The organism is Clostridium carboxidivorans P7 (assembly GCF_001038625.1).
GTDB classification, from domain to species: domain Bacteria; phylum Bacillota; class Clostridia; order Clostridiales; family Clostridiaceae; genus Clostridium_AM; species Clostridium_AM carboxidivorans.
The window spans coordinates 5,448,669-5,471,264 of sequence record NZ_CP011803.1 but is presented as its reverse complement, the minus strand read 5'-3'; the positions used below and the strand labels follow the sequence as shown (position 1 = coordinate 5,471,264).

The window sequence follows — 22,596 nt, the reverse complement described above, 5'->3', positions numbered from 1 at the left end:
TGATAATTTATTTAACTTTTCCCTCATAATACTTTATCTACTTTTATATTTACTTTGATGTACTGTTTCCTAATTATATTCCTTTAGTTCTTCATTCTCTAATATTTCTGCTAACTTTTTCTTTCTTAATAAAACAAATACGGGTATTAAATATATAAGACAACCTATAAACTTTACCCAAGTATAACTGTTTATTTCGCTAGCAATTGAATTAGTTCCAAAAAATCCTGAACCTATCAAGGCACTAAAATCCATAAAAGCATGAAGAATAGCAACTACCCATATATTTCTTGTCCTTAAATAAATAGCAGCAAGTAATGATCCTAACACTGCAGCTCCCACTGCTTGTATGAATGCACTTTTAACAGAAACTCCAGAAAAAATGTTCGTTATATGTGCAATTCCAAATATTGCACTGGATGTAATAATTGAAGCATAAATCCCTTTTGGTGTTTTATTAAATTTATCTATAAACAGATTCAATATAGTTCCTCTAAAAATAAATTCTTCAGATATTCCTACTCCAGCCATAGTAGCAATAAATATTACAATTTGTGGTAAGGGCAATAATTGATTAGCCTTTCCATTATGCAGAACATTTGCCAAAGCAGAAGCTGCTCCTAATAAGCATATAACAACTAAAAATCCTCCTACAAAAAGTCCTCTCAATATGCCTATACCTTTTTCTTTAATAATGTATTTTTTTTTCACTAAATGCATTATTATTAATGCCGCAGCAATTCCAATACATTCTGATATTAGTTGTAACTCATATCCCTTAAAGGTTATTGGAAATGCAGCTATCCATTTTACACTTCTTAGCGCAGCTAAATAAACAACAACTATCAATATACTTAATGTGAATGTGTGTTTTTCCTTCAAATAATTAATCTTATCTATCATTTTCATATCCTTCCCCTAAATATCAATCTTCAAATTCAAATAACTCTTCTACCGTTGTATGAAATGCTTTTGCAATATCCATCCCCATTTTAAGTGATGGATTATATCTGCCGTTTTCTAAATGAACTATGGTTTCCCGTCTTACTCCTATTAATTCAGCTAGCTCACTTTGTTTCATCCCTGCATTTTCTCTATATTCTTTTACTTTAGTTTTTAATTTTGCCATTTTTACATCCCCCTAGCATCAAGTACACAAAATATAATACTCCTTAAAATAGTAAGAATAGCTAATCCACCAACTATACCATATCCTATAACGATTGAACTTGTATTAATCAGTACACAAGGCAAAAGTAAAATGCCAAAAACAACATAGGATAACTTAAAGCAGATAGTATCTGTTTTACTAAGAACTTCTTTTGCATATTCATCAAATATATCTCGATTGTTTTTTACCATATACAAACTGACAAACATACATGCTAATACAGCATATTGTAAATATGTGTATATTGGATTATACTTTGTGCTTACACACATCCAATAGAATACAACTAATAATAATGCAGGTATAATTTTTATAATCATCCACGCTTTTAAGCTAATCCTTTTTTCCATAAAATCTCCTCCAAGTGATATATTTATAACTTATGTTACAAATATATCACTCGCATTTTTGCTTGTCAATAATAAATGTGAATTACTTCCAACTTTTATATTGCATTGCACCGCAAAACATCGTAAAATTCAGATTAAATAATATGATGTTCTAGTAGATTGTTCGCTTTTTCATTTGTTCCATTATGTTTAATGTCTATGTACTAGCTTTTATTTTGATGAGACGAAAAAAACACTGTAAAATTCTTCGAATAATACAGTGTTTTTGTAAATTGTTTCGTTAAATAAAATTATGCGTGGCTTTTTGGCCACAAAAGGAACCGTAAATAGCTTTGTGTAAAATTCAAATTTATATAAGTTCTCTTGAAATTTTTATGCTGTATTAATTTAAAATTTGAAATATATGCTGTGAATCATTAAATATAATAACTATCTTTATTAATGTGGATGGATTTTACCATCTGGACTTAATTCCAATATATGACCATTTTCTTTAGTTACTAATATGAGATCTTGAAGAGCAGCTCCAGAAGGATTACTTTCACATCCATAGAAAACATAACTTGCGTTTAACATATCATCAGATATAAGTTTTTTTAAAATATTTATATTAACAACCTCTTGAGCAGGTTGAAAATAACAATCAGGATATGCATTTTCAACAATTTCTAGCGCTTGTTTATAACTGACTGCTCTGTGTTTTTCATTATGAGTATTATTGTTATCGTTATCATTCTTCTTGGCTGTATTTTCAGCTTCCAATTTATATTTAGCTTTTTCTTGCTGATCTTGAACTGCCTTTGCAAATATATCTTTTAAGTTTTTAGCATCTGTATTATTAGGATCTATTTTCAATATTTCATCTAAGTATTTATTAGCTTCTTCATATTTGTTGTTTTTAGCAGCGTCATTAGCAAGTTGAATATCTTTAGATATATTCTCTTTTTTATTATTCTCATTTTTTAAATTTTGAGCCAATGCCAAATTTCCTTGAATATCTCTATCATTTTTATAGCTTAATGCTTGTTGAAATACTTCAATAGCCTTATCATAATCTTTTTGAATCATATATTGTTTTCCTTGACTAGCTAAATTATTAAAAGTTTTTGATTCATTATATTTATATGTACCGAATATTGATATTACAAAAATTGCAATTGATAATAGTATACCTAATAATACTTTGTATATTTTCCCCAATTAATAGTGCCTCCTTTTTTATATGTATTCTCTATGTCCTATAAAGTTCTTCTATAATTATGACATAGAAATAAAAAAAGGAAAATATCTAAGATAGTACGTGTTTTAAGAAAATTTATTCACAATCTTAAAATTTTAATTGTGCAATTTTCTCAACTAATTCCATAATAAAATTGTTAATTGATTTACCATATGTTATATTATTTTCTGTAGATATTTTGTTATCATTTTTACTCATTTAAAGATAATATTTATATCATACTATAATAAGGGGGAAACAAAATGAAAATTAGAATTAAATTACTATTCATGTCATGTGTTTTAGGGACAAGTCTATTAACTACTTCAACTAGTGTATTTGCAAAAAATAATGTTAATAGGTTAGCAGGACAAGACAGATATGGGACAAGTAATGCAATAGTTTCACAAGGCTGGACACAATCAAGTTGTGCAATTTTAGTAAATAGTCAGAACTTTCCTGATGCAATAACTGCTTCACCTTTAGCTAAAAAATATAATGCACCTATTCTTTTAACTGATACTAGCAGTTTAACTAATTCTACTAAAGAAAAATTACAAGGCTTAGGTGTTAAAAATGTGTTTATTATTGGTGGGGTAGGAGTTGTAAGCTCACAGGTAGAAAATACACTTAAAAGTATGGACATTAGTGTAAAACGAATATGTGGACAAGATAGGTATGAAACTTCTGTTAATGTAGCAAAAGAATTAGGTACTTCTAAAGGGGTATTTATTGTAAATGGAGAGCATTACGAAGATGCACTCTCAGCAGCTCCAATTGCAGCTAAATTACAATATCCTATAATATTAGTAGATCAAAATTATGTATCTGATATGGTTAAAAACTATATAAATAATCAAGTAAAAACTAATAATACAGAAATAAATGTTATAGGTGGACAGGATGTATTATCTAATAATATAGTAAGTTCATTAAATCCTACTAAAACCTATAATCAATCAACCAAATATGATAGAAATTTAGCTTTAATAAATAATTATAAGGGACAATTAGATTTAAGTACAGTTTACTTGGCTTCTGATAAAGGTTTTGCAGATGCTCTTTCGGGTTCAGTATTAGCAGGTAAGAATGGAAATCCTATTATACTAGTTGGCGATAGTAATCAAAGCAGCATAAACAGTTACATTACTAACAACAATGTAAATAACTTAACTATACTAGGAGGAACTGGAGTATTAAGTAATGATGTTGTTGCAAGAATTACAGGTAACAGTAATAACAGTGATAATAATACTACTGTTGCTGCAGATAAAGTTCACCAAGAATTACAAGTATATGATAATTTATTAAATGATACAAATTGGCAGAGAAATAATGGAATTATATTTTATAGTGATGGTAAAAGTACTATAGACAATCATTGGATTATAGATATAGATCAGGATGGAGTATATGAAATGTTAGTACATCATGGAAATTGTGAGGCAAATTTAACAATATCTGTGATTACATATAATAATGGAAACATTAAAATAGAACATTTACCAAGTGATCATAACTATAGTGCAGACTATAGTAAATCTGAAAAGGTACTATTTACTTATGGTGGTAGAGGTGGCTCTAATTACATTACAGGATATAAGTTAGAGAATGGCCATTGTGAGAAAGTATTTACAGCTTTTTCTAATGAAGCTAGATACAGTGAGTCGGAACAGGCTAAGGCTGTTTATAAAATAAATGAACAAAGTGTTTCTAAAAAAGAATATGAGGAAACTTTCAAAAAGTTCGGTAGTATAGATCATCTAAAGTAATTTTAAAACAAGCCATAACGAACTTTAAAAAATTAGAAGCATTAGTGAGCTAAACTCCTAATGCTTTTAGTTTTTTATAATTTTTTCTGCTTATCCTTTGATGAAATTATAAAAAAACAATAGACTTTTTGGGTATCCTTATAGAAACACTGACGATTGACAAAATCTTTATAATCAAAGAACCTCAATCGAAAGGTATAACTCTAGATTAAAAGAACTTTTAAATGTAAATAATCTGCGTTCATCAGGTATACCTAACGCTAAAATAATTGCTCTTTTAAATTGTATGGCTCTAATTAGTGGAACTACTGCAGTTAAGCAAAAGTCTAACGACTTAAAGAATATAGCGTAATATCAAATAAAATTTAAAAAGTTATCCACAGGTATGATAGTACCTAGCTTTGCTATAAAATTTTAATTGTGCAGTTTGGTTTTCTCGTTAGAAACAATAGTGCATAGGCAGTAGATTTTATTTACTTCCGCACCGGTCTTATATACTTAAAAAACCGTTCCGGATTAAAATAAAAGTAAATTATTCTACCGGGGGTAGTATCAAAGCAGTAACCAGTGCCTTCAAAATCAAAAGTGGACATTGCCTTTTCAATCTTTTCCTCCACACTGCGATTTTCCTGCTCATAGTCGAATGGCCCATGTTCAAAAACAATATACTCAGCTTCGGGAACATCAATCATAAGCATTTGTGGTGGTACTTCACCTTTATAATCCAAAGGAAGACGTGCACCATAACACTCTGTACGTGGAATACCCCAATCACAGAGTCTGCCTTCCGGGTCATTAATGTACGCCATAACCTGACCGCTGCCACTGTTACATTCGCTCCCACCATCATCATCTAATTTGCCCTTGATACTATCCAGTAATCCGCAAATTGTTTCGTAATCCTGTCCAGGAATAAGATTTTGCTTTTGCCAAAAATCCCAATATCCATTACTCTCATAATTTTTAATGTGCAAAAATTTGTGTGCAGGAATGGTTACAAAATAAATTTTAATATCATCTGTAGATTTAATCATACCAATCTCTCCAAATCCTAAAAAGTAGCGGTCGAAAGGGTTTATTTTTGTACGAAGAACCACAGGCTTAGGCTTTTTTCTATATTCACTTGGAGTTACACCATATGTTCTCTTGAAAGCTCTAGTAAAAGCTTCATGTGATGAAAAACCATAATCAAAGGCAATATCCAAAAGACTTTTTTCACTATCACGAACCTCTTTTAGTGCAAAGGCTAATTTTCTATGCTGCAGATAATCCCTAAATTGCATACCCGATATTTCTTTGAATTTTCTCGTTGTATAAAATTCGGAATAACCCAGCCTACGAGAAAGAAAGCCTAGTGTCAAGGCTTCATCATTATAATTTTTAATACATTTGTCAATTTCATCAATGGTTATTTGAATTTGCTTCTGCCACTCATACATTGGTCTGTTCACCTCGTTTCAACCGTCCTACATTTATTATAAAGAAATAGAGAGATTACTGCTTGATTTTACTTGCTGTTATTATAATACTCAAACTTAAATCGAAAATTTATATCTCTAATTCCTTAAAGAAAAAGCGCAATGCCATTATTGTTTTAGATATTTTATATTTAAAATTTTTCAATCAATTTTTTCTCACTTCTCAATGCTTCAGCAATATTAGTGCCTCCATTACGTTCACATAGTTCTATTTCTCCATCAATAACCTTTAGCATCTCTTCCTTAGTGATTATATTATACTCATGTTCCAATTCAGCATCACCCCAAAGTTCTGGATAAGTATAATCAAAATAATACTCATTTGTTGATGTTACACCATATATAACTACCTCAATTGGCCCAAAACAATAATAATTTACTATTGCTCTTTTACCCTCATTATCAGGCATCTTAGCTGGCATGCAATGACAAAAATTTCCTATAAATATTCCCTTCATTATACACCTCCGAACCATAATTCATTAATCCAGATACAAATTACTATTTAAAATACTCAGCTAATCTTTCACATTCTATTGGTGAAAATAAAAACTTATTTTTGTATTCAGCTCTTAATCTTGTAATTTCATTAACACCTTTTCCTTCAGAATTTACTGCTTCTTTCATATCTTTTATTATATATGACATAATCTTTACAAAAGTAGAACTTTCGCAAATTTGACCTATTCTAAGTTCTAACTCATCATATTTATATCCGTCTGTTGGATTTGTATAAACATCTTCAAAATAGCTTCCAACAATTTCGTTAAGCTCTCCTAAAAGGCAGTCCTCACTTATTGAATACCAATCTATACTTTTTTCATGTATTTGAAAAAATAATGCACCAAAAGCATTGAGCAATAATATTGAATTAGTAGTATAATGCCATTCATCCGAATATTTTTCCCAGAAATTTAGATTTTCCCCTACTTCTATTTCCTCTCCTGTATTAAGAAATAAAGTAACAGCATCAATTCCATTAGAAAACACCTCAAAATTACTGATATCACATTTGTTTTCTAAATAATCCCACAGCATGTTTAGTGCATCCTTCATCAGAACAGACATTTCTTTTCCAACTTTCATCATTGCTTCACTATATGAATTAAACACCCTATTAATGAAAAGAAGTTGTGCTAATATTTGTGTCTTATCAGAATATTTATTAAAACTTTCTTGAGCATTCTCTGAAAAATCATAATACATCTGCTTTTTTTCGTTTTTTCCTAATTCAGCATAATTTATTGTAAATAAGTTCATTATTTAACTCCTCTTCTCCATAAATTCACTATTTGTAATACTCAACTTTAAACTGGAATTTATGGATTTCTCACTATACTCATATCAATCAATTACTTGTATTATTTTATTCCTTGACTATTGAATATAATTTCATATCAAGAACAACTCCATTTTTCACTGCATTTTTCCGCAAAGTACCTTCATACAAAAATCCTGACTTTTCAAGTACACGGCATGACCCAATGTTGTAAGCGAAAGGTTCCGCAAAAATTCTAATAATATCAGTATTTTGAAAAATATATTTACATACTTGTTTTACTGCACTTGTTCCAATTCCTTTTCCCCAATATGCTTCCTCAATGTAGTAACCCATTTCCGCTGTTTGGGAATGGATGTTGTCTTTTCGAAAGACACCGATACTTCCCACTACCTTATTATTAATCGTAATTGCAAAAGCATATGTTGTGTTTTTATCAGCATTAAGCATTGCTGAAATAAAATTTTTTGCATCCTTTTCTGTGTATGGATATGGCAGCCCATCTCTTAAATTGTCAAGAATTTTTTTGTTATTCAAGATCTCTGTAATATTGGCTGCATCCTCTATCTTCCAAGAACGTATTGTACATTCCATTTTCAGACCACCTTTTAAATCACTAATTTATAATACTTAACCTTAAATTAGAATTTTCAATTAAAACATTTCCAGCTGACTTTTTACATCTTCACTCAAATTTGACATTGACTTAAGGTACTCTGCAAGATTTTCATATTCATCATGCATAGGATCATTAGCATCATTCCATGCACGATGTAACAACCATACATTATGTGCAGTAGGCTTGCACCTCACAGATTGCAAAAGTAATTCTTCATATCCTTTATGAGAAAAATTTTCAATAAAATGCGTCAATGCACCTGGCACACCAAAATCAGCATCTGGATTATCTTCCATTAATTTTAAAATAGGTTCTATAAAATCAAATTGATTCTCACATTGTTCTATTTCTGAAACCATTTCTTCTTGAATGTATTCAAAATCATCATGTCCAACTTTTGAACGCAGCATATCTAAAACTTCATTTTTTGTCATATTCATATCTTCCTTCAAATTACTAATTTATCTTTTACTAAATTATAACATACTTACAAATATCAAACTTTACTTTATTATAAACAAAAATAAAGTGTGTCTATCTTAAATTCTCAATAGATACACTTTACCTTTACCATTATTATAAGCTTAGCAAAAATGGACTTACTACTCATCAGTAAGTCCGTGATTCGTCTGAAAAGAAAGATATGGCACAACTGAATCTAAAATTATGTTATATAAGTGTTCCGTTCATATTTTTTTCAAATCTAAAGAAATAATCACCTTCATCAGCTGGCATTCCGCCTACGGTTTCTGGCATATTTGGATCTCTGTGGAGTGGGTTATAAAACTCAACAATGTGAAAGCCACATTTATTGACATAGAAATGAATGTTCCTCTTTTCAAAATATGGCGTACATGTTTCCCATACCTTTGTTTCAGGATGTAAATTTTCTATTGCCTTCCAAAGTGCCTGTCCAACACCAGTTCCTTGACAACCAACTTTAATAAAAAGAAAATCCAAATGATTATGATGTGTTTCCTTATCAACATTTATGACTGTTCCACCAGAAACCTCACCGTTAATAATTGCCTGATACGCTTCAGCACCATTGGCATTGAGTGAATCATCTATGTCTTCTTCTGGCAAAATTAATTCATCGGATGGCCCACATTCCGTTTCATATCCATATTGAAATGCCTCTTGCATGTCTCGTTTAAACACTGCAATGTTTTCTGATTTAAGTGGAACCAATGTAATTTTCATATTCATCACCTCATAAATTTACTATTTACATTACTTAACTTTAAATTGGAATTTATCTACCTAAAGCATTTTCCTGTACATTATCACCAATTAACTGCTTTGAAAATTTGAAATGAAAGTTATGCATACCTTCTCTAATATAAAAACGATGTGTATCCTTGCGCAGTTGATTGCAGTCCACTTCGATTTGTGAACAGCCGTTATCTTTTGCAATCTGGCAACTTTGAGAAAGCATTTCTTTGCCAATTCCCATGTTTCTATATGTAGTGGCAACTGCAAATTCAAGAATTTCGGCTATCCTCTCTGAGTGATGTAGTTGATCTTCAAATCGCATGTTCAAAGCACCAATTACCATATCATCATGTTCCAAGACAAGGCAATAATAATTTAAGTCATTAATTTGATTATGATAGATTTTTTCAAATTTGTCATATGGAAGTTTCTTATTTTCCATGTCACATATCAGATCATAAACGGCTCTACAATCCTCTAAAGTACTTTTCCTATACACCATAAAATCACCTCTACAAATATTACTACTTGCGTTTTACTAAATTATAACATAGTTTACAAATATCAAACTTTACTTTATTACAATAAAAAATAAAGTGTATCGTTTTTATTTTCAATATTAATAGTTATGTTGTATATTTGTAATACAATGAAAAACACCATACAATTCAAGCTTGAATAATATGGTGTCGAATTAATTTTTCTGTTTTCAATTGCTCTGTTAAATAAAAAATTATGACATAATTTAAAAGGAAAGTCTTCTATTATAAAAGCATCTTTTTTTCATTAAAATATATGACAATGCAATAATTGAAAATATAACACTTACACAAAATTGCTGATTTTGGTATTGTTGATATGCTAAAATATTTACTGTTAAAAAGTATACATTATAAGCTATCATAAGCCAATAACTCCATTTTTTTAAACTTAAGTATCCATATGCAATTATAAAAATAGTAATTGATACTAATATTTTTACTAAGTTTTCTGGAACACTTTGTAATCCAAATAGCTCCATAACAGTATTAAATGGCATTAACATTGTTACAATTGCATTGAAAATACAGCAATATCCTATTAGTGTCATTCCTAAAGGTCTACTTTTATCCATACATATCCCTCTCTTCATATATGATGTTAAAAAATAAAACAATTTGATTTTATTGGATATTAAAAACTTATTTTATAATTATATATAATTTTTGTAAAACTTTCTACAAGTTACATCCTCCACACTATGTAAAAATATTAGTTTTAATTTAAAAAATTAAGAGAGCTTTTATTTTGAGTTCTCAATCTTATAGTTGAATCCAAGGAAAGGATGTTAACAGATTTATTACTCCTTTTATTGAATCAAGAATAACTTTCTTTATATTAATTTCATCTTTACCAATATCTATACTTTTTAACTTATTCTTTGTTTCAATAAGTGTATTCTTTTTTGTTACATCATTATTAAGTCTATCCTCTGAACTATCAATTATCTGTATCAATTCTTCTTTTCTTTCTTCTGTTAATGTTTTACCACTCTCAAGTTCAGAATATATCTTTTCCAATAATTCTTTGTCTTCATTTAAATTATTCATATTATAATCCTCCAAAAATCTAATAATTTACTACGAAATATTTCTACAGTGGTACATCTATAAATGTAGTCTCTTTTATATTGGGAAGAATATCATATATAGAACATGTCTTCTTGCACTTATACCATATCTTCTACCTATATCATGAAGAAGTCCTAACGCATATGCTTTGTCTGGGTTAAGATTAGTACATTTTTCAGCAATTATTTGAGCCGATACCCCTACATTGATAGAATGTTCTGTCCATAGTCCATGGTTTAATTGTCCTGCTATTTCCAATTCCTTTTCAGCCATTTCCCTACTTGGAAACATATTATCCTCCTAAATATATAATGTAAATTATGCCTTATTGTCCTATCCCTTAGTTGCCTTAAATCTCTGTTTAGTTGTTCTACAAATTACTATTTGTAATACTTAACTTTAAATTGGAATTTATTGCTTAGCTTTTATACCCCTTTGCAATAATTTTTTTCAAATCTTCTTTTAAATTATTGCTTTTATACTCTCCACCATGGAAACATATAATTTTTTCAATATCCAGATTAACAATTTTCTTTAGTGAATTTATTTCTGCCACTTTATCTAACACAAATTGTTCATCAGCAATACCTAATACACCATCTTCTAAAATTAACATGTCTCCACTTATTAAGGTTTTCATTGGTTCAATATAAATAGAAATATGTCCTGGCATATGCCCTGATGTTTCAATAACTTTTACTCCATTACAGATAATTTCATTATCTGTTACTGCTAAAGCAGAATCCAAATGCTCTACACTTTTTATCATTTGTATAAATCCAGCCTCTGCCCCTAATTTTTCTGCCTGTTCTAACCGAAGTGATTTCTTTTTTCCTAAAATATATGGAATTTGCTCTGCAGAACACTTCACCTTTACAGAAGGATATTTTTTTACAAGTTCCTTTACTGCTCCCATATGGTCATGGTCGTGGTGAGTTAAAATAACTTGTTGAAGATTTCTGATATCTAACCCTTTTTTCTCAAAAGCTTTTTCTATTATTGGCAAAAACATAGGAAATCCTGTGTCAATTAAAATTAAATCATCATTGTTTTTAATTACAACTGGATAAATATAAAATTTCATTTCTCCCATTTCAAACAATAATTGTAACGTTATTAGTTCAGTCACTTCATTTCCCCCTTTTTAAACAAATTACTATTTGTAATACTCAATGTTAAATTGGAATTTACCTCTTTTTAAAATAATATGATGAATATTCCGTCCCATCATGACCAATCAACTAATCTTAAATTGAACCGTTTATTTTCAAATTCGGGGCAACTTACATATACACTATCCATATTTAATCTCATCCATAAATTCCTATTTACATTACTCAATCTTAAATTGGAACTTATCAGTTCTACACATTATACTTGCTTAATCCATTTATAAATTCCTGTATCTCAGAATTTACCTGTTCTGGATTGTCTCCGTTTGAAAAATGTGATGCATTGCTTATTATATGAAGTGGATATCCCTCTTTCTTTGACCATGCTTTACAATATTGATTTACTTTTCCAATTCTATCGAATTCACCAAGCAAAATCAGTACTGGAAAAGAAAAGCTAACATCTTTATTTTCCTTTATAAAGGTACCATAAGCAATATCCATTTGTTCAATGATTTCGGATTTTGTAAATGTTGCAAGCATTTCTATCATCTTGTCATATGAATACTTCGTCTTGGAAACAGATTTTGCCATGCTTTTTCGCAAAGCATTTGCCGAAAAACATTTTGCTATTAAATCAACATATTTTAACAACCAAATATCTAATCCTGAGTAATAACTAATGCCAAAAGGTGTGGTATCAAGTGCTATAAAACCTTCTACTTTTTCAGCATAATGAAATGCGAACTCCTGACTAGGATAACCACCCATAGACATACCGACCAATATTACCTTATCAATTTTTTCTTGATCCAATATTCTCATCAAATCATGTGCACAATTCTCATATGTAAAATTTGAATATGGGCGTGAAAGACCATGAAGAGGAACATCCCATGTAATTACTGTATATTCTTGTTTAAAGTATTCCACCTGTTTTTCAAACATGGAGTGGTCGGCGGTTACCCCATGCGTAAAAACAATACATTTTGTGTTTGGATTTTTGTTGCGACTAATCCAATAATAAACAGTACCCCTTCTTGTCTTTAACTTTCTACCATTCACCTTACACAACCTCGCTTCCGTATGCATAAAACATTAAGTAACATTGCAATCATTCACGATAAATTATCCTTGGTAATTTATTATTTACTAATGTGACACTTAAAAAGAATAATGCGAAGAATCTTTGCTATACATTATCGTTTAATAAAACCATGTGTATATGGTCTTCCCATTTATCATTTATTTTTAAATATTTATATGCTAAACCTTCCTTATAAAATCCTAATTTCTCAACTACCCTTAATGAGCGTTTATTTTTAGGCATAATATTAGCTTCAATTCTATGTAATCCAAATTCATTAAACATAACTTCAATTCCCTTTTGAATTGCCTCGGTTATATAACCTTTATTGATTTCATCTTTGTCTAATTTGTAACCAAGATGACAAGATAGAAATGCTCCCCATACAATGTTATTAAAGCCAACAGAACCTATTATTCTATTACTGTCTTCCTTTTTGAAAACCCATAACCTGAAAGACCTTTTATTTTTTATATTTGATAACTCATTGTCTAATTGTTCTTGCTGATATTGCTTTGTATAAAATTCTTCACTCTTCACTGCTTCCCAATCTTCTAAAAAAGACTTATTTCTTAAATAATAATCTATAACCAATTCCGCATAGGACTTGGTTAATACATTTAACATAAGTCTTTCAGTTTCATATACTTTTTCCATTAAATGATCTCCTTAAATTACTTACATTACTCAAACTTAAATTATAGAAGCGTTATGTTCATATTTTTTTCAAATCTAAAAAAATAATCACCTTCATCAGCTGGCATTCCGCCTACAGTCTCTGGCATATTGGGATCTCGGTGGAGTGGGTTGTAAAACTCAACAATGTGAAAACCACATTTATTGACATAAAAATGAATGTTCCTTTTTTCAAAATATGGTGTACATGTTTCCCATACCTTTGTTTCAGGGTGTAAATTTTCTATTGCCTTCCAAAATGCCTGTCCAACGCCAGTTCCTTGACAACCAACTTTAATAAAAAGAAAATCTAAATGATTATGATGTGTTTCCTTATCAACATTTATGACTGTTCCACCAGAAACCTCACCGTTAATAATTGCCTGATACGCTTCAGCACCATTGGCATTGAGCGAATCATCTATGTCTTTTTCTGGCAAAATTAATTCATCGGATGGACCACATTCTGTTTCATATCCATATTGAAATGCCTCTTGCATGTCTCGTTTAAACACTGCAATGTTTTCTGATTTAAGTGGAACCAATGTAAGTTTCATATTCATCACCTCATAAATTTACTCTTTACATTACTTAACTTTAAATTGGAATTTATCTGCATAAAGCATTTTCCTGTACATTATCACCAATTAACTGCTTTGAAAACTTGAAATGAAAGTTATGCATACCTTCTCTAATATAAAAACGATGTGTATCCTTGCGCAGTTGATTGCAGTCCACTTCGATTTGTGAACAGCCGTTATCTTTTGCAATCTGACAACTTTGAGAAAGCATTTCTTTTCCTATTCCCATGTTTCTATATGCAGTGGCAACTGCAAATTCAAGAATTTCGGCTATCCTCTCTGAATGATGCAGTTGATCTTCAAATCGCATGTTCAAAGCACCAATTACCATATCCTCATGTTCGCAGACAAGGCAATAATAATTGAAGTCATTAATTTGATTATGATAGATTTTTTCAAATTTGTCATATGGAAGTTTCTTATTTTCCATATTACATATTAGATCATAAACAGCTCTACAATCCTCTAAAGTAGTTTTTCTATACACCATAAGATCACCTCTACAAATATTACTAAACTTAAATTGTAATTTTGCCTGTGCTTAAACACTAGTGTAAATTTTAAAATGTGAGCATAAGTCCTTTCTTATTTATTTCTTGAAAAGATTAATTATTTTTATCCTGCCATAAAATTTACCTACAAATTACTACTTATCTTTTACTAAATTATAACATAGTTTACAAATATCAAACTTTACTTTATTGCAATAAAAAATAAAGCGTATCCATTTTAAATTCTCAATAGATACACTTTATCTTTGAATAATACAGTGTTTTTGCAAATAGTTAATTTCTTCAGTTGTTTGATTAAACAAGAACATTCCAACTTAATCAATTTTCAGATTACAACTATTTTTGCCATACTAATGAATATCTCCAGAAAAGTTTACGTTTAACTTTTGCTGTATGGATATGTTTTTGTGCTAATGCTTTTATCTCATCCATTGTCATGTACGTGTCATGTTTACCATGCCTCTCCCAAACTTCTTTTGAATGGGCATCATCCTTTTGCAGCCTGCCATTTTTTAATAAGTTCATTATTATATTGGGGATAAAAGCACTCCCCCATATTATATAATCACTGAATGACTTTGCTTTTACAAGATCTAATATAATAAGTTTACCACCCTTTTTAAGTTTATTTTTTGCAAAACATAGAAGCCACTCATAAGGCAAATGATGTGCTGTTGCTGTTGTTATAATAACGTCAAGACTATTATTTTCAAATTTCATATCGAGAATATTTCCACAAATATAATCAATATTCTTATTAGGATATAAAACTCTTGCCCTTTCAATCATCTTATCTGACAGGTCAACGGCAATTACTTTTTGGGATTTCTTTGACAACATAAATGAAAGTTCACCTTTGCCACAACCTATTTCAAGGCAGGTTTCAACTGTATTAGGTACAAGTTTCATGAGCTGCTTGAAATAACAGTTGTTATGATTCCATTTTAACTCATCAAGTTGTGAAATTTCATTAAAATCATTTTTAACAACATTATAATCTTCCATCTTCATACCTCACCTACAAAAATAAATTTGTCTAATCATTTAAAATCCATAAAGTAATTTTGCAAGTCCAAATTTATTAAATAAAAGGAACAAACCCTGTCAAAAATTCATATCCAATAAAAAGCAATTTATCCATAGAATTTACCCCCAAATTTTCATTTATCCGTATCTCCTATACAGATAATTTTCACCTAAGAATTTCCATATATCAATTATAACATATTGGATAAATTGCTTTTTAATTAATTATTATTTTTGCTTTGGAAAGATTATCGGCTGTGACCCTAGAGGAATACTCCATGACTACAGCTAATAAGTTTGTCCCAAGCTTCCTTAACTTTGATAAATAAACCTCAATAATATAATTTCTTTTAAGCTCTACTAATTAATCGGAAGAAAATTTAAAATTTACAATAAGTACACTTTATCTTTGAAATGTGACGAAAAAATCCGCAAAATTCAATTCTGAATAATGAGGTGTTTCAAATGAATATTCGGTTTTTATTATTATGACATTAAATATGAATTTTGTGCAAAATACAAACAACGATTTAATTTCTTTTTACTTCTTGTACTGCAACGTAGTTGCCCTCAATGTCCGAGAAATTGAAAGTTATTGAATCTCCCATTTCCACAATTTCGCCTACATTTACTCCATTACTGATAAGTCTCTTACGCATATCCATTACATCGTAACTAGAAAATAAAATAGATGGTGCACCCAAATTTAGTTCTGGTGACATTTTTTCAACAATACTTCTATCAAACAAAACAATGCTGGCATCCGACATGTTGTTGCAGGTAAGTTCAACTGATAGAATACCCGTTTCATATGTATCAACTTTAATTTCAGTAAAACCTATCTTATCTATCCAAAAATCTGCAACTGCTCTAGGGTCTTTAACATAAATCATTACTTTTCCAAACTTGCAAATCATCTTACTCCTCCTAAAAATATAAATTTCCTAATTCACAACAAATTACAGTCTTGACTAAATTAAGGGTAATTATACTATATGAAGTTAACTAATTCTACAAGTTAATAAAAGTTTTCATACTATTTTTTCACCGCATTATTCAATTTTCAAAGATCATTGTTTGTATTTTCTATTTCAAAGGTTATGTTGCAAATTATTCAAATTACTCATAAATTATTTAAGTATTTTCCCAACTTTCTAAGTGCTTCTTTTCTCAGCTTAATAGCTTTTCTGTAACTTATACCACATTCAGCTACTTAGCGTAGATTTCTTATATTGATCTACTTCCATTTTTATATTCTATTAAAATCTTGTATTTTTCCTCTACTGTATATTTAGTTCTTCTAGACATGAAAATGCTCCCCCTTCTAGTGATAGATTTTTTTATTTTTTAATCTATCTACCTCAAGGGGAGCATATCAAGTTGAATAATATGGTGTTTTATTTTACTCTTTTTTTATTTCTTCAATAAGTCTCTGATTTCCTGAAGCAATAAAACTTCCTCAGATGATTTTAATTCTATTTCAACAATTTCAGCTTTCTTTTCTCTTTTAAGTTTATTTATTAATTTTATAAACAAGAAAATAGAAAATGAAACAATTAAAAAATCAATACTATTTTGGATGAAATTTCCATAATTGAGAGTAACTTCAGGCACTTTACCATGAGCTCCTTTAATAACAAATTTTAAATATGTAAAATTAATTCCGCCTGTTAAAGCACCTACTAGTGGCATAATTATATCATTTACCATAGAGGTAACTATTTTACCAAAAGCACCACCGATAACAACACCAACAGCCAAATCTACTACATTGCCTTTTACTGCAAATTCTTTAAATTCTTTTAACATATTAACGCTCCTCTCAATAAACTTTAATTTTCATAATTAACAAAATAACTTATTAGATTATAATAACACACATATTATCACTACACAATAAATCATTATTTTGACTAAATTAATGATAATTATACCATATTTGCATCGTTTCAGATTGTTTATTTCATAATAAGTATAAAATGTTTTTTTACTTTTTAACACCGTGTTATTCAATTTTCAAAGAACATTATTCGTATTTTCAGTTTTAACAGTTACGTGGTAAAATTTTAAAATTAATCATAAATTATTTAAGTATTTTCTCAACTTTCTAAGTGCTTCTCTTCTCAGCTTAATAGCCCTCCTGTAATTTATTCCATAGTCTGCTGCAGCTTTCCTCAGAGTAGTACCTTTTATATATACACTTTCAATAATACTTTTCTCCGTACCTTGAAGCTTGTACAAAGCTTCTTTAAGTTTTGCTGATTCCTCATATGCAATTACTTCATCTTCAAGAGTAAAATCATAGGCTTCGAGATTAATAGCATTTTCATCTTGAATTTCTCTATAGTGTTTTATCTGTCCTTTTAAAAGTGCCTTGAAATTATTTATAACTGCATTTGTGCAGTATGTAGTAAAGGATCCTCTGCCAGTATTATAAAGATGTACTGATTTTATTATAGAAAGATATCCATGCTGAACTAAATCCTCAAAGTCATAAGATGGTATGCTGTACTTAGATGCCTGCTTAATTACAAAATACTTAAACTTTCCTATGATTTCATCCACTGCAGCTCTGTCTCCACTCTTAGCTTTTTTAACAAGTTCCTCTATGATAAACACCACCTTTATTTACTATTACTATTCTTCTTAACGTCATTGATAACATTAGAAAGATTATTTATACTCTGGGTAAGTATTTCCATTTTACCTTCAATTCTTACTAGAAGGTATATAGATACTGCAATAGGAAAACCCACATTTCCAATTAAATTTACCAAATCTCCCAAAACTATTACCTCCATATTCTTTAATATACAATGGACAATCAATGTTGATTTTCATTATAAAAATCAACATCAATTGTCCATCTACAACAGCAAACTTTAAGTTTTAAGTATATATAAAATAACCTGCTGATTAGTTATTTTTACGATTAACCCTAACTATTTAACTGATAAACTAGTTTTATTTTTGTCAATTATATGTGCAGAATCTATTGCTTTTAAATCTCCGCCTGATGAGAAAAATATATTCTTAGCTATTATTACCCCCATAGCAGCTTTAACCTCGGCATCTGTTAAATCTTCCTTTACATTATTTACGGTTATGGAAGCTTTCTTCCCTTCATCAGTTAAAAAACTCATTGATAATGATTTTGCCATTTAAACATCCCCTCCTTTTAATTTTCAATTGCAGCACTTGATTTTTAAGCGTTTGTTATTCCGTTTTGATCAACTCTTATAAGCTCATTCAAAGTTTTGCCAAGAAGAGTTTCAATTGATTTTGCCACATCAAAAACGTCCTGATCCACTGCTGAAGTCTTAACCTTTGAAAAATTTAGTTTCTTAATTTTGTCCTTTCCATTTTTGTCTGTTCCATCTTTGTACTTAAGAACCATTGAACTTTCAAGCTTTGTTGATTTTGCAGCCATATATATCAACCCCTTTCACTTAATATATATACCTTACTTCAGAAAATGGTCATGGCTAAAAATAATATTTTTAAAAAGTATTAGGAACATACAAAACTTTGACTTAATGAAAGAATATTGCAACACAACTTTTTAGGTGAAGTCCGCATTGAATATATTAGCCAAATATCAGGCTAGACCTTAATTTTAAGTGTTATAAATTATAGTTATAAATATAATTGTGGCTTACTAAAATTACCTATAACAATGTAATTAGGTGTGTACACTTGGAAGTTGCTAGTTTGAATTTTAACTTTCATTCCGTGATATATGATAAGGGTGTCATCACATTAGCTAAATTGTTTTAGTATTATTCTTAGCTCAAAATTTTTGAAAGCCTTAGAACTTTAGTCCTGTCTGAGGGAACCGAGTTTGACAAAGTTCTTAGGCTTTCAAAAATTTTGAGCTTTAGAATAATTAAAACATTTAGCCGTGATGACACCCTTATCATATATCACGGAATGAAAGTTAAAATTCAAACTTCCACTGCATCCTTACATCGCATAATTTTTTGTACTAAAAAAGCCCCAAGAGTTTTATCTCTCAAGGCTGTTTTTCTCTATTTATAACTTTCTACAGTTTACATTATAACATGGTTTTTACGATATATTCAATGGACACCCTCGGTCTTTCTTCTAACCGCTGCCTTACGCACTACTAACTTTTTATTTTTAGGTTCTGTTTTAATATAGTAGCTATCTTACCCACTTTAAGCCATTTTATTGAATTGAGTTCATAAGCTTAAAGAAATATTTTGGCTCTTGGGTTTTATAAAGATTGTACCAGGAATCTAGGGTTTCTGGTAAGAATACATCCAGAATTTTCAATACATGCAAAGCAAATTCAAGAGGAGCTATTCCAGAAGCAGTAATCAAACTTCCATCAGTTACTACACATTCCTGCTTATAATACATCTCTCCATCATAGTTTGGACAGACCGTTTTAAGATACCCTAGGTCATTGCTTGTATGATCTCGTTTATCCAGTACTCCCCCCATAGCAAGTCCTATTGTAGCACCACAAATTGCCCCTACAACAATACCTTTCTCTAAATATTTTTCAGCCATTCTTATAATGGGAGCATGAATTGCTTCTGTCCATGTATTCCCACCAGCTAGAATCAAAGCAGCAGCATCATGAGCATTACATTCCTTAATCTCAATTTCTGGCAATATTGTAAGACCTCCCATTGTAGTAATAGGGGTCTTAGTAATTCCTACAGTTACTACTTTTAGCGGCATTAATCCCTTTTTGTAGTACCTTCCTGAATTGATTTCAGCGGTTAAATAACCTATTTCCCAATCTGCCATTGTATCAAATACATAAAGATATACTGTATTCTTCATTTTCTATTCCGTTGCCAAAACCTTATAGAACTCTATAAAGCTTGTTTAATTCCCTGTTCAATGTGTCCGATTTTGTAATTCTAAAAGAATATACTACTTTCGTTTGATATAACACTCCAAGGGCTTAACTTCGGATACAACGAATCCTACACCTCAAACATAACTGTTCATGTAATTATGCTGAATATCTGCTTAAATTAATTGAAGCATTATAATCTCTATCTATAACACAACCACATTCTTCGCAGATATAAGTTCTTTCTGATAGTGATAATTTAGTTTTTACATGACCACACTCACTACAGGTTTTTGATGATGGATACCATTTATCAGCTTCAACAAATTCAATTCCATAAAATTCACATTTGTATTGAAGCTGTCTTTTAAACTCATATAACCCTTGCTGTGCTATAGCTTTGGATAAATGCTTATTCTTCATCATACCTTTAATATTAAGTGTTTCCATAACTACTCTTGATGGCTTGGTTTTCACTATCTTTGTAGTTGCTTGATGTAAATGGTTATTCCGAATGTTAGATAACTTTCTATGAAGTAATCTAATCTGCTTTTCAAGTTTTACAATATTGCTTGTTTTGACAAACTTCCTCCCTTCTTTATTTAAATCATATTTTCTTGATATTTTACGTTGCAACCTACGTAATCTTTTTTCTAATTTCTTAACTAATCGTGTTTTATTCATATTTTTAAAAGTCATTCCATTAGAGCATATGGCAAGGTCTTTTATCCCAACATCTATGCCTATACTTTCATCAGTTAGTTTTACTATTGGATTTTCTTTTTCAACACCTACAGATACATACCAATACTTTCCGTCAAAACTTACTCTTGGATTGGTGTACTTAACATCAATTGGTATTTGCTCTGATGTTTTAATCCAACCTACTTTTTCAATTAAAACCATGTTAGACTTAACTTTAAATTTTATATTGTCATTATAAAATGATGGCTTACTTTTTCTTTTTCTTTTAAACCTTGGTTTATGTGCTAATCCTTTAAAGAGTCTTTTATAAGCATTACAACCATCTTTCACAGCCTGTTTGGCTACATTGTTAGATACATCATTAAGCCATTTATATTCTTCTGTTTGCTTCATTAAAGTAATTTCTTTTCTCAAATCACCATCATTAATAAACTTACCACCATTTTTATAATTTTCTTCTTGTCTTGCAAGTGTCCAATTATAGATAAATCTTGCAGTTCCAGCAGACTTCCAAAGTTGTTGTTCTTGCTCTGTAGTAGGTATAATTCTAATCTTCTTCGCCAGTATCATTCTCTAACAACTCCTTAATCATCTTTTTAGCTTTATTTGCTCTTTTTCCTTGAAGTCTACAACTAAAAACTGTAACAATTTGAATTAAATCCTCAACTAACTCATGTTCTTCTGTCTTTTCAGTATTATCTATAATTTCAACAGTAGTTCCATACTTATTACATAGATTTTCTATAATTTCAAATCCAAATCTTAATAATCTATCTTTGTATAAAATCACTATCTTTTCAATTTCTGAATTAGTTATCATGTCGATTAATTGATTCAATCCCTTTTTGTTATAGTTAATTCCACTTCCTATGTCAGTAATAACATCAAAAGAATATCCTTTAGCAATCATATATGTTTTAACATTTTCTACTTGCCTTTCAAGGTCATCTTTTTGTTTATGGGAACTAACTCTACAATATCCTATTACTTTTTTAGTTTTAGTTTCAATACCTTTAATTCCTAAAAAATGATTAAGTTGTTCTTGAGAATAATATCTATACCCTGTTGGAGCAACATGGTGTGTTTTTAATATATCTTTTTTATCCCATTCTCTTAATGTTTGAGAATTTTTACCTATAAGTTTTGCAAATTCTCCTACTGAATAATATTTCATTTATACCACCTCTTGAATTTATTATGATATAAACATTATATAAATCCAAAAATGTTATATAAACTTCTATAATGCTTTATTAACTGTTATTCACCCTCCACATTCACTTGATTGTTGCTATTTGTTACAGAATGGTCTCAAATTCCATCTCGATCTATTATATATTATCTTCACTGACAA

General features: G+C 29.8%; 30 protein-coding genes. 1 reads left to right on the top strand and 29 read right to left on the bottom strand.

The features are described from left to right. Positions 1-69 precede the first annotated feature (69 nt). The 4 genes from Ccar_RS24620 to Ccar_RS24605 form a co-directional block, all read right to left on the bottom strand. Positions 70-903: a CPBP family intramembrane glutamic endopeptidase gene (locus tag Ccar_RS24620; RefSeq protein WP_007061193.1), complete on the bottom strand. Its 834-nt coding sequence runs from the start codon at positions 901-903 to the stop codon at positions 70-72. A 22-nt stretch (positions 904-925) separates the two neighbouring features. Next, positions 926-1,129: a helix-turn-helix transcriptional regulator gene (locus tag Ccar_RS24615; RefSeq protein WP_007061194.1), complete on the bottom strand. Its 204-nt coding sequence runs from the start codon at positions 1,127-1,129 to the stop codon at positions 926-928. A gap of 2 nt (positions 1,130-1,131) precedes the next feature. After that, complete coding sequence (locus tag Ccar_RS24610) at positions 1,132-1,521, bottom strand: hypothetical protein (RefSeq protein ID WP_007061195.1); 390 nt, start codon at positions 1,519-1,521, stop codon at positions 1,132-1,134. Between the two features lie 438 nt (positions 1,522-1,959). Then, positions 1,960-2,721, bottom strand: coding sequence for a tetratricopeptide repeat protein (locus Ccar_RS24605; RefSeq protein ID WP_007061196.1), 762 nt, complete (start codon positions 2,719-2,721; stop codon positions 1,960-1,962). Positions 2,722-3,003: 282 nt separating this feature from the next. On the opposite strand from Ccar_RS24605, the gene Ccar_RS24600 reads away from it, so the two are divergent. Further along, on the top strand, positions 3,004-4,512 hold the full coding sequence (locus Ccar_RS24600) for a cell wall-binding repeat-containing protein (protein ID WP_007061197.1): 1,509 nt from the start codon (positions 3,004-3,006) through the stop codon (positions 4,510-4,512). A 473-nt stretch (positions 4,513-4,985) separates the two neighbouring features. Here Ccar_RS24600 and Ccar_RS24595 read toward each other — a convergent pair whose 3' ends face one another. The 25 genes from Ccar_RS24595 to Ccar_RS24480 all read right to left on the bottom strand — a co-directional run bounded on the left by Ccar_RS24595 (position 4,986) and on the right by Ccar_RS24480 (position 22,416). After that, positions 4,986-5,951, bottom strand: a complete 966-nt coding sequence (locus Ccar_RS24595) for a helix-turn-helix transcriptional regulator (RefSeq protein ID WP_007061198.1) — start codon at positions 5,949-5,951, stop codon at positions 4,986-4,988. 170 nt (positions 5,952-6,121) lie between these two features. Continuing rightward, on the bottom strand, positions 6,122-6,448 hold the full coding sequence (locus Ccar_RS24590) for a hypothetical protein (protein WP_007061199.1): 327 nt from the start codon (positions 6,446-6,448) through the stop codon (positions 6,122-6,124). A gap of 43 nt (positions 6,449-6,491) precedes the next feature. Further along, entirely contained in the window at positions 6,492-7,250 is a 759-nt protein-coding gene (locus Ccar_RS24585) for a hypothetical protein (RefSeq protein ID WP_007061200.1), read from the bottom strand. 106 nt (positions 7,251-7,356) lie between these two features. Next, positions 7,357-7,863 carry a GNAT family N-acetyltransferase gene (locus tag Ccar_RS24580; RefSeq protein ID WP_007061201.1) on the bottom strand — a complete coding sequence of 169 codons (507 nt, stop codon included), beginning with the start codon at positions 7,861-7,863 and terminating at the stop codon, positions 7,357-7,359. 60 nt (positions 7,864-7,923) lie between these two features. Then, entirely contained in the window at positions 7,924-8,322 is a 399-nt protein-coding gene (locus Ccar_RS24575; RefSeq protein WP_007061202.1) for a hypothetical protein, read from the bottom strand. Between the two features lie 235 nt (positions 8,323-8,557). Then, on the bottom strand, positions 8,558-9,091 hold the full coding sequence (locus Ccar_RS24570) for a GNAT family N-acetyltransferase (RefSeq protein WP_007061203.1): 534 nt from the start codon (positions 9,089-9,091) through the stop codon (positions 8,558-8,560). 52 nt (positions 9,092-9,143) lie between these two features. Next, positions 9,144-9,605 carry a GNAT family N-acetyltransferase gene (locus Ccar_RS24565; RefSeq protein WP_007061204.1) on the bottom strand — a complete coding sequence of 154 codons (462 nt, stop codon included), beginning with the start codon at positions 9,603-9,605 and terminating at the stop codon, positions 9,144-9,146. 243 nt (positions 9,606-9,848) lie between these two features. Continuing rightward, a complete protein-coding gene (locus Ccar_RS24560; protein WP_007061205.1) occupies positions 9,849-10,217 on the bottom strand; it encodes a hypothetical protein in 369 nt (122 codons plus the stop codon). Positions 10,218-10,404: 187 nt separating this feature from the next. Further along, the gene (locus Ccar_RS24555) at positions 10,405-10,692 is read right to left on the bottom strand and encodes a hypothetical protein (RefSeq protein ID WP_007061206.1); all 288 of its coding nucleotides are present in this window, start codon (positions 10,690-10,692) and stop codon (positions 10,405-10,407) included. Positions 10,693-10,767: 75 nt separating this feature from the next. After that, a complete protein-coding gene (locus tag Ccar_RS24550) occupies positions 10,768-11,004 on the bottom strand; it encodes an HDOD domain-containing protein (protein WP_007061207.1) in 237 nt (78 codons plus the stop codon). A gap of 127 nt (positions 11,005-11,131) precedes the next feature. Next, positions 11,132-11,842: an MBL fold metallo-hydrolase gene (locus Ccar_RS24545; RefSeq protein ID WP_007061208.1), complete on the bottom strand. Its 711-nt coding sequence runs from the start codon at positions 11,840-11,842 to the stop codon at positions 11,132-11,134. A 235-nt stretch (positions 11,843-12,077) separates the two neighbouring features. Then, positions 12,078-12,890 carry an alpha/beta fold hydrolase gene (locus Ccar_RS24540; RefSeq protein ID WP_007061209.1) on the bottom strand — a complete coding sequence of 271 codons (813 nt, stop codon included), beginning with the start codon at positions 12,888-12,890 and terminating at the stop codon, positions 12,078-12,080. A 127-nt stretch (positions 12,891-13,017) separates the two neighbouring features. After that, a complete protein-coding gene (locus Ccar_RS24535; RefSeq protein ID WP_007061210.1) occupies positions 13,018-13,569 on the bottom strand; it encodes a GNAT family N-acetyltransferase in 552 nt (183 codons plus the stop codon). A 41-nt stretch (positions 13,570-13,610) separates the two neighbouring features. Beyond that, positions 13,611-14,144 (bottom strand): GNAT family N-acetyltransferase, encoded by a 534-nt coding sequence (locus Ccar_RS24530; RefSeq protein WP_007061211.1) that lies wholly within the window; start codon positions 14,142-14,144, stop codon positions 13,611-13,613. Between the two features lie 52 nt (positions 14,145-14,196). Next, positions 14,197-14,658 carry a GNAT family N-acetyltransferase gene (locus tag Ccar_RS24525; protein WP_007061212.1) on the bottom strand — a complete coding sequence of 154 codons (462 nt, stop codon included), beginning with the start codon at positions 14,656-14,658 and terminating at the stop codon, positions 14,197-14,199. A gap of 358 nt (positions 14,659-15,016) precedes the next feature. Further along, positions 15,017-15,685 carry a class I SAM-dependent methyltransferase gene (locus Ccar_RS24520; RefSeq protein ID WP_007061213.1) on the bottom strand — a complete coding sequence of 223 codons (669 nt, stop codon included), beginning with the start codon at positions 15,683-15,685 and terminating at the stop codon, positions 15,017-15,019. 551 nt (positions 15,686-16,236) lie between these two features. Beyond that, on the bottom strand, positions 16,237-16,623 hold the full coding sequence (locus Ccar_RS24515) for a VOC family protein (RefSeq protein ID WP_007061214.1): 387 nt from the start codon (positions 16,621-16,623) through the stop codon (positions 16,237-16,239). 496 nt (positions 16,624-17,119) lie between these two features. Then, the gene (gene mscL / locus Ccar_RS24510) at positions 17,120-17,515 is read right to left on the bottom strand and encodes a large-conductance mechanosensitive channel protein MscL (RefSeq protein ID WP_007061215.1); all 396 of its coding nucleotides are present in this window, start codon (positions 17,513-17,515) and stop codon (positions 17,120-17,122) included. A 267-nt stretch (positions 17,516-17,782) separates the two neighbouring features. Beyond that, entirely contained in the window at positions 17,783-18,271 is a 489-nt protein-coding gene (locus Ccar_RS24505; protein WP_237737367.1) for a sigma-70 family RNA polymerase sigma factor, read from the bottom strand. Positions 18,272-18,330: 59 nt separating this feature from the next. Next, positions 18,331-18,492 carry a YvrJ family protein gene (locus Ccar_RS26590; protein ID WP_007061217.1) on the bottom strand — a complete coding sequence of 54 codons (162 nt, stop codon included), beginning with the start codon at positions 18,490-18,492 and terminating at the stop codon, positions 18,331-18,333. A gap of 156 nt (positions 18,493-18,648) precedes the next feature. Next, positions 18,649-18,867, bottom strand: a complete 219-nt coding sequence (locus tag Ccar_RS24500) for a DUF2922 domain-containing protein (RefSeq protein ID WP_007061218.1) — start codon at positions 18,865-18,867, stop codon at positions 18,649-18,651. A 44-nt stretch (positions 18,868-18,911) separates the two neighbouring features. Next, the gene (locus tag Ccar_RS24495) at positions 18,912-19,136 is read right to left on the bottom strand and encodes a DUF1659 domain-containing protein (protein WP_007061219.1); all 225 of its coding nucleotides are present in this window, start codon (positions 19,134-19,136) and stop codon (positions 18,912-18,914) included. A 758-nt stretch (positions 19,137-19,894) separates the two neighbouring features. Further along, positions 19,895-20,521: a type 1 glutamine amidotransferase family protein gene (locus Ccar_RS24490; protein WP_007061537.1), complete on the bottom strand. Its 627-nt coding sequence runs from the start codon at positions 20,519-20,521 to the stop codon at positions 19,895-19,897. Positions 20,522-20,696: 175 nt separating this feature from the next. Next, complete coding sequence (locus Ccar_RS24485) at positions 20,697-21,812, bottom strand: RNA-guided endonuclease InsQ/TnpB family protein (protein WP_007061538.1); 1,116 nt, start codon at positions 21,810-21,812, stop codon at positions 20,697-20,699. Further along, positions 21,790-22,416 (bottom strand): IS607 family transposase, encoded by a 627-nt coding sequence (locus Ccar_RS24480; protein WP_007061539.1) that lies wholly within the window; start codon positions 22,414-22,416, stop codon positions 21,790-21,792. Before Ccar_RS24480 ends, Ccar_RS24485 begins: the two co-directional genes overlap by 23 nt. Positions 22,417-22,596: the final 180 nt, after the last annotated feature.

Bases quoted from the DNA above. Each gene is read 5' to 3' on its own strand.
- Ccar_RS24600 (WP_007061197.1), top strand. From the start codon at position 3,004: ATGAAAATTAGAATTAAATTACTATTCATGTCATGTGTTTTAGGGACA.
- Ccar_RS24595 (WP_007061198.1), bottom strand. From the start codon at position 5,951: ATGTATGAGTGGCAGAAGCAAATTCAAATAACCATTGATGAAATTGAC.
- Ccar_RS24515 (WP_007061214.1), bottom strand. From the start codon at position 16,623: ATGATTTGCAAGTTTGGAAAAGTAATGATTTATGTTAAAGACCCTAGA.
- Ccar_RS24570 (WP_007061203.1), bottom strand. From the start codon at position 9,091: ATGAAAATTACATTGGTTCCACTTAAATCAGAAAACATTGCAGTGTTT.
- Ccar_RS24535 (WP_007061210.1), bottom strand. From the start codon at position 13,569: ATGGAAAAAGTATATGAAACTGAAAGACTTATGTTAAATGTATTAACC.
- Ccar_RS24620 (WP_007061193.1), bottom strand. From the start codon at position 903: ATGATAGATAAGATTAATTATTTGAAGGAAAAACACACATTCACATTA.
- Ccar_RS24575 (WP_007061202.1), bottom strand. From the start codon at position 8,322: ATGACAAAAAATGAAGTTTTAGATATGCTGCGTTCAAAAGTTGGACAT.
- Ccar_RS24495 (WP_007061219.1), bottom strand. From the start codon at position 19,136: ATGGCTGCAAAATCAACAAAGCTTGAAAGTTCAATGGTTCTTAAGTAC.
- Ccar_RS24485 (WP_007061538.1), bottom strand. From the start codon at position 21,812: ATGATACTGGCGAAGAAGATTAGAATTATACCTACTACAGAGCAAGAA.
- Ccar_RS24585 (WP_007061200.1), bottom strand. From the start codon at position 7,250: ATGAACTTATTTACAATAAATTATGCTGAATTAGGAAAAAACGAAAAA.
- Ccar_RS24530 (WP_007061211.1), bottom strand. From the start codon at position 14,144: ATGAAACTTACATTGGTTCCACTTAAATCAGAAAACATTGCAGTGTTT.
- Ccar_RS24500 (WP_007061218.1), bottom strand. From the start codon at position 18,867: ATGGCAAAATCATTATCAATGAGTTTTTTAACTGATGAAGGGAAGAAA.
- Ccar_RS24560 (WP_007061205.1), bottom strand. From the start codon at position 10,217: ATGGATAAAAGTAGACCTTTAGGAATGACACTAATAGGATATTGCTGT.
- Ccar_RS24520 (WP_007061213.1), bottom strand. From the start codon at position 15,685: ATGGAAGATTATAATGTTGTTAAAAATGATTTTAATGAAATTTCACAA.
- Ccar_RS24610 (WP_007061195.1), bottom strand. From the start codon at position 1,521: ATGGAAAAAAGGATTAGCTTAAAAGCGTGGATGATTATAAAAATTATA.
- Ccar_RS24480 (WP_007061539.1), bottom strand. From the start codon at position 22,416: ATGAAATATTATTCAGTAGGAGAATTTGCAAAACTTATAGGTAAAAAT.
- Ccar_RS24550 (WP_007061207.1), bottom strand. From the start codon at position 11,004: ATGTTTCCAAGTAGGGAAATGGCTGAAAAGGAATTGGAAATAGCAGGA.
- Ccar_RS24615 (WP_007061194.1), bottom strand. From the start codon at position 1,129: ATGGCAAAATTAAAAACTAAAGTAAAAGAATATAGAGAAAATGCAGGG.
- Ccar_RS24590 (WP_007061199.1), bottom strand. From the start codon at position 6,448: ATGAAGGGAATATTTATAGGAAATTTTTGTCATTGCATGCCAGCTAAG.
- Ccar_RS24490 (WP_007061537.1), bottom strand. From the start codon at position 20,521: ATGAAGAATACAGTATATCTTTATGTATTTGATACAATGGCAGATTGG.
- Ccar_RS24525 (WP_007061212.1), bottom strand. From the start codon at position 14,658: ATGGTGTATAGAAAAACTACTTTAGAGGATTGTAGAGCTGTTTATGAT.
- Ccar_RS24565 (WP_007061204.1), bottom strand. From the start codon at position 9,605: ATGGTGTATAGGAAAAGTACTTTAGAGGATTGTAGAGCCGTTTATGAT.
- Ccar_RS24555 (WP_007061206.1), bottom strand. From the start codon at position 10,692: ATGAATAATTTAAATGAAGACAAAGAATTATTGGAAAAGATATATTCT.
- Ccar_RS24580 (WP_007061201.1), bottom strand. From the start codon at position 7,863: ATGGAATGTACAATACGTTCTTGGAAGATAGAGGATGCAGCCAATATT.
- mscL (WP_007061215.1), bottom strand. From the start codon at position 17,515: ATGTTAAAAGAATTTAAAGAATTTGCAGTAAAAGGCAATGTAGTAGAT.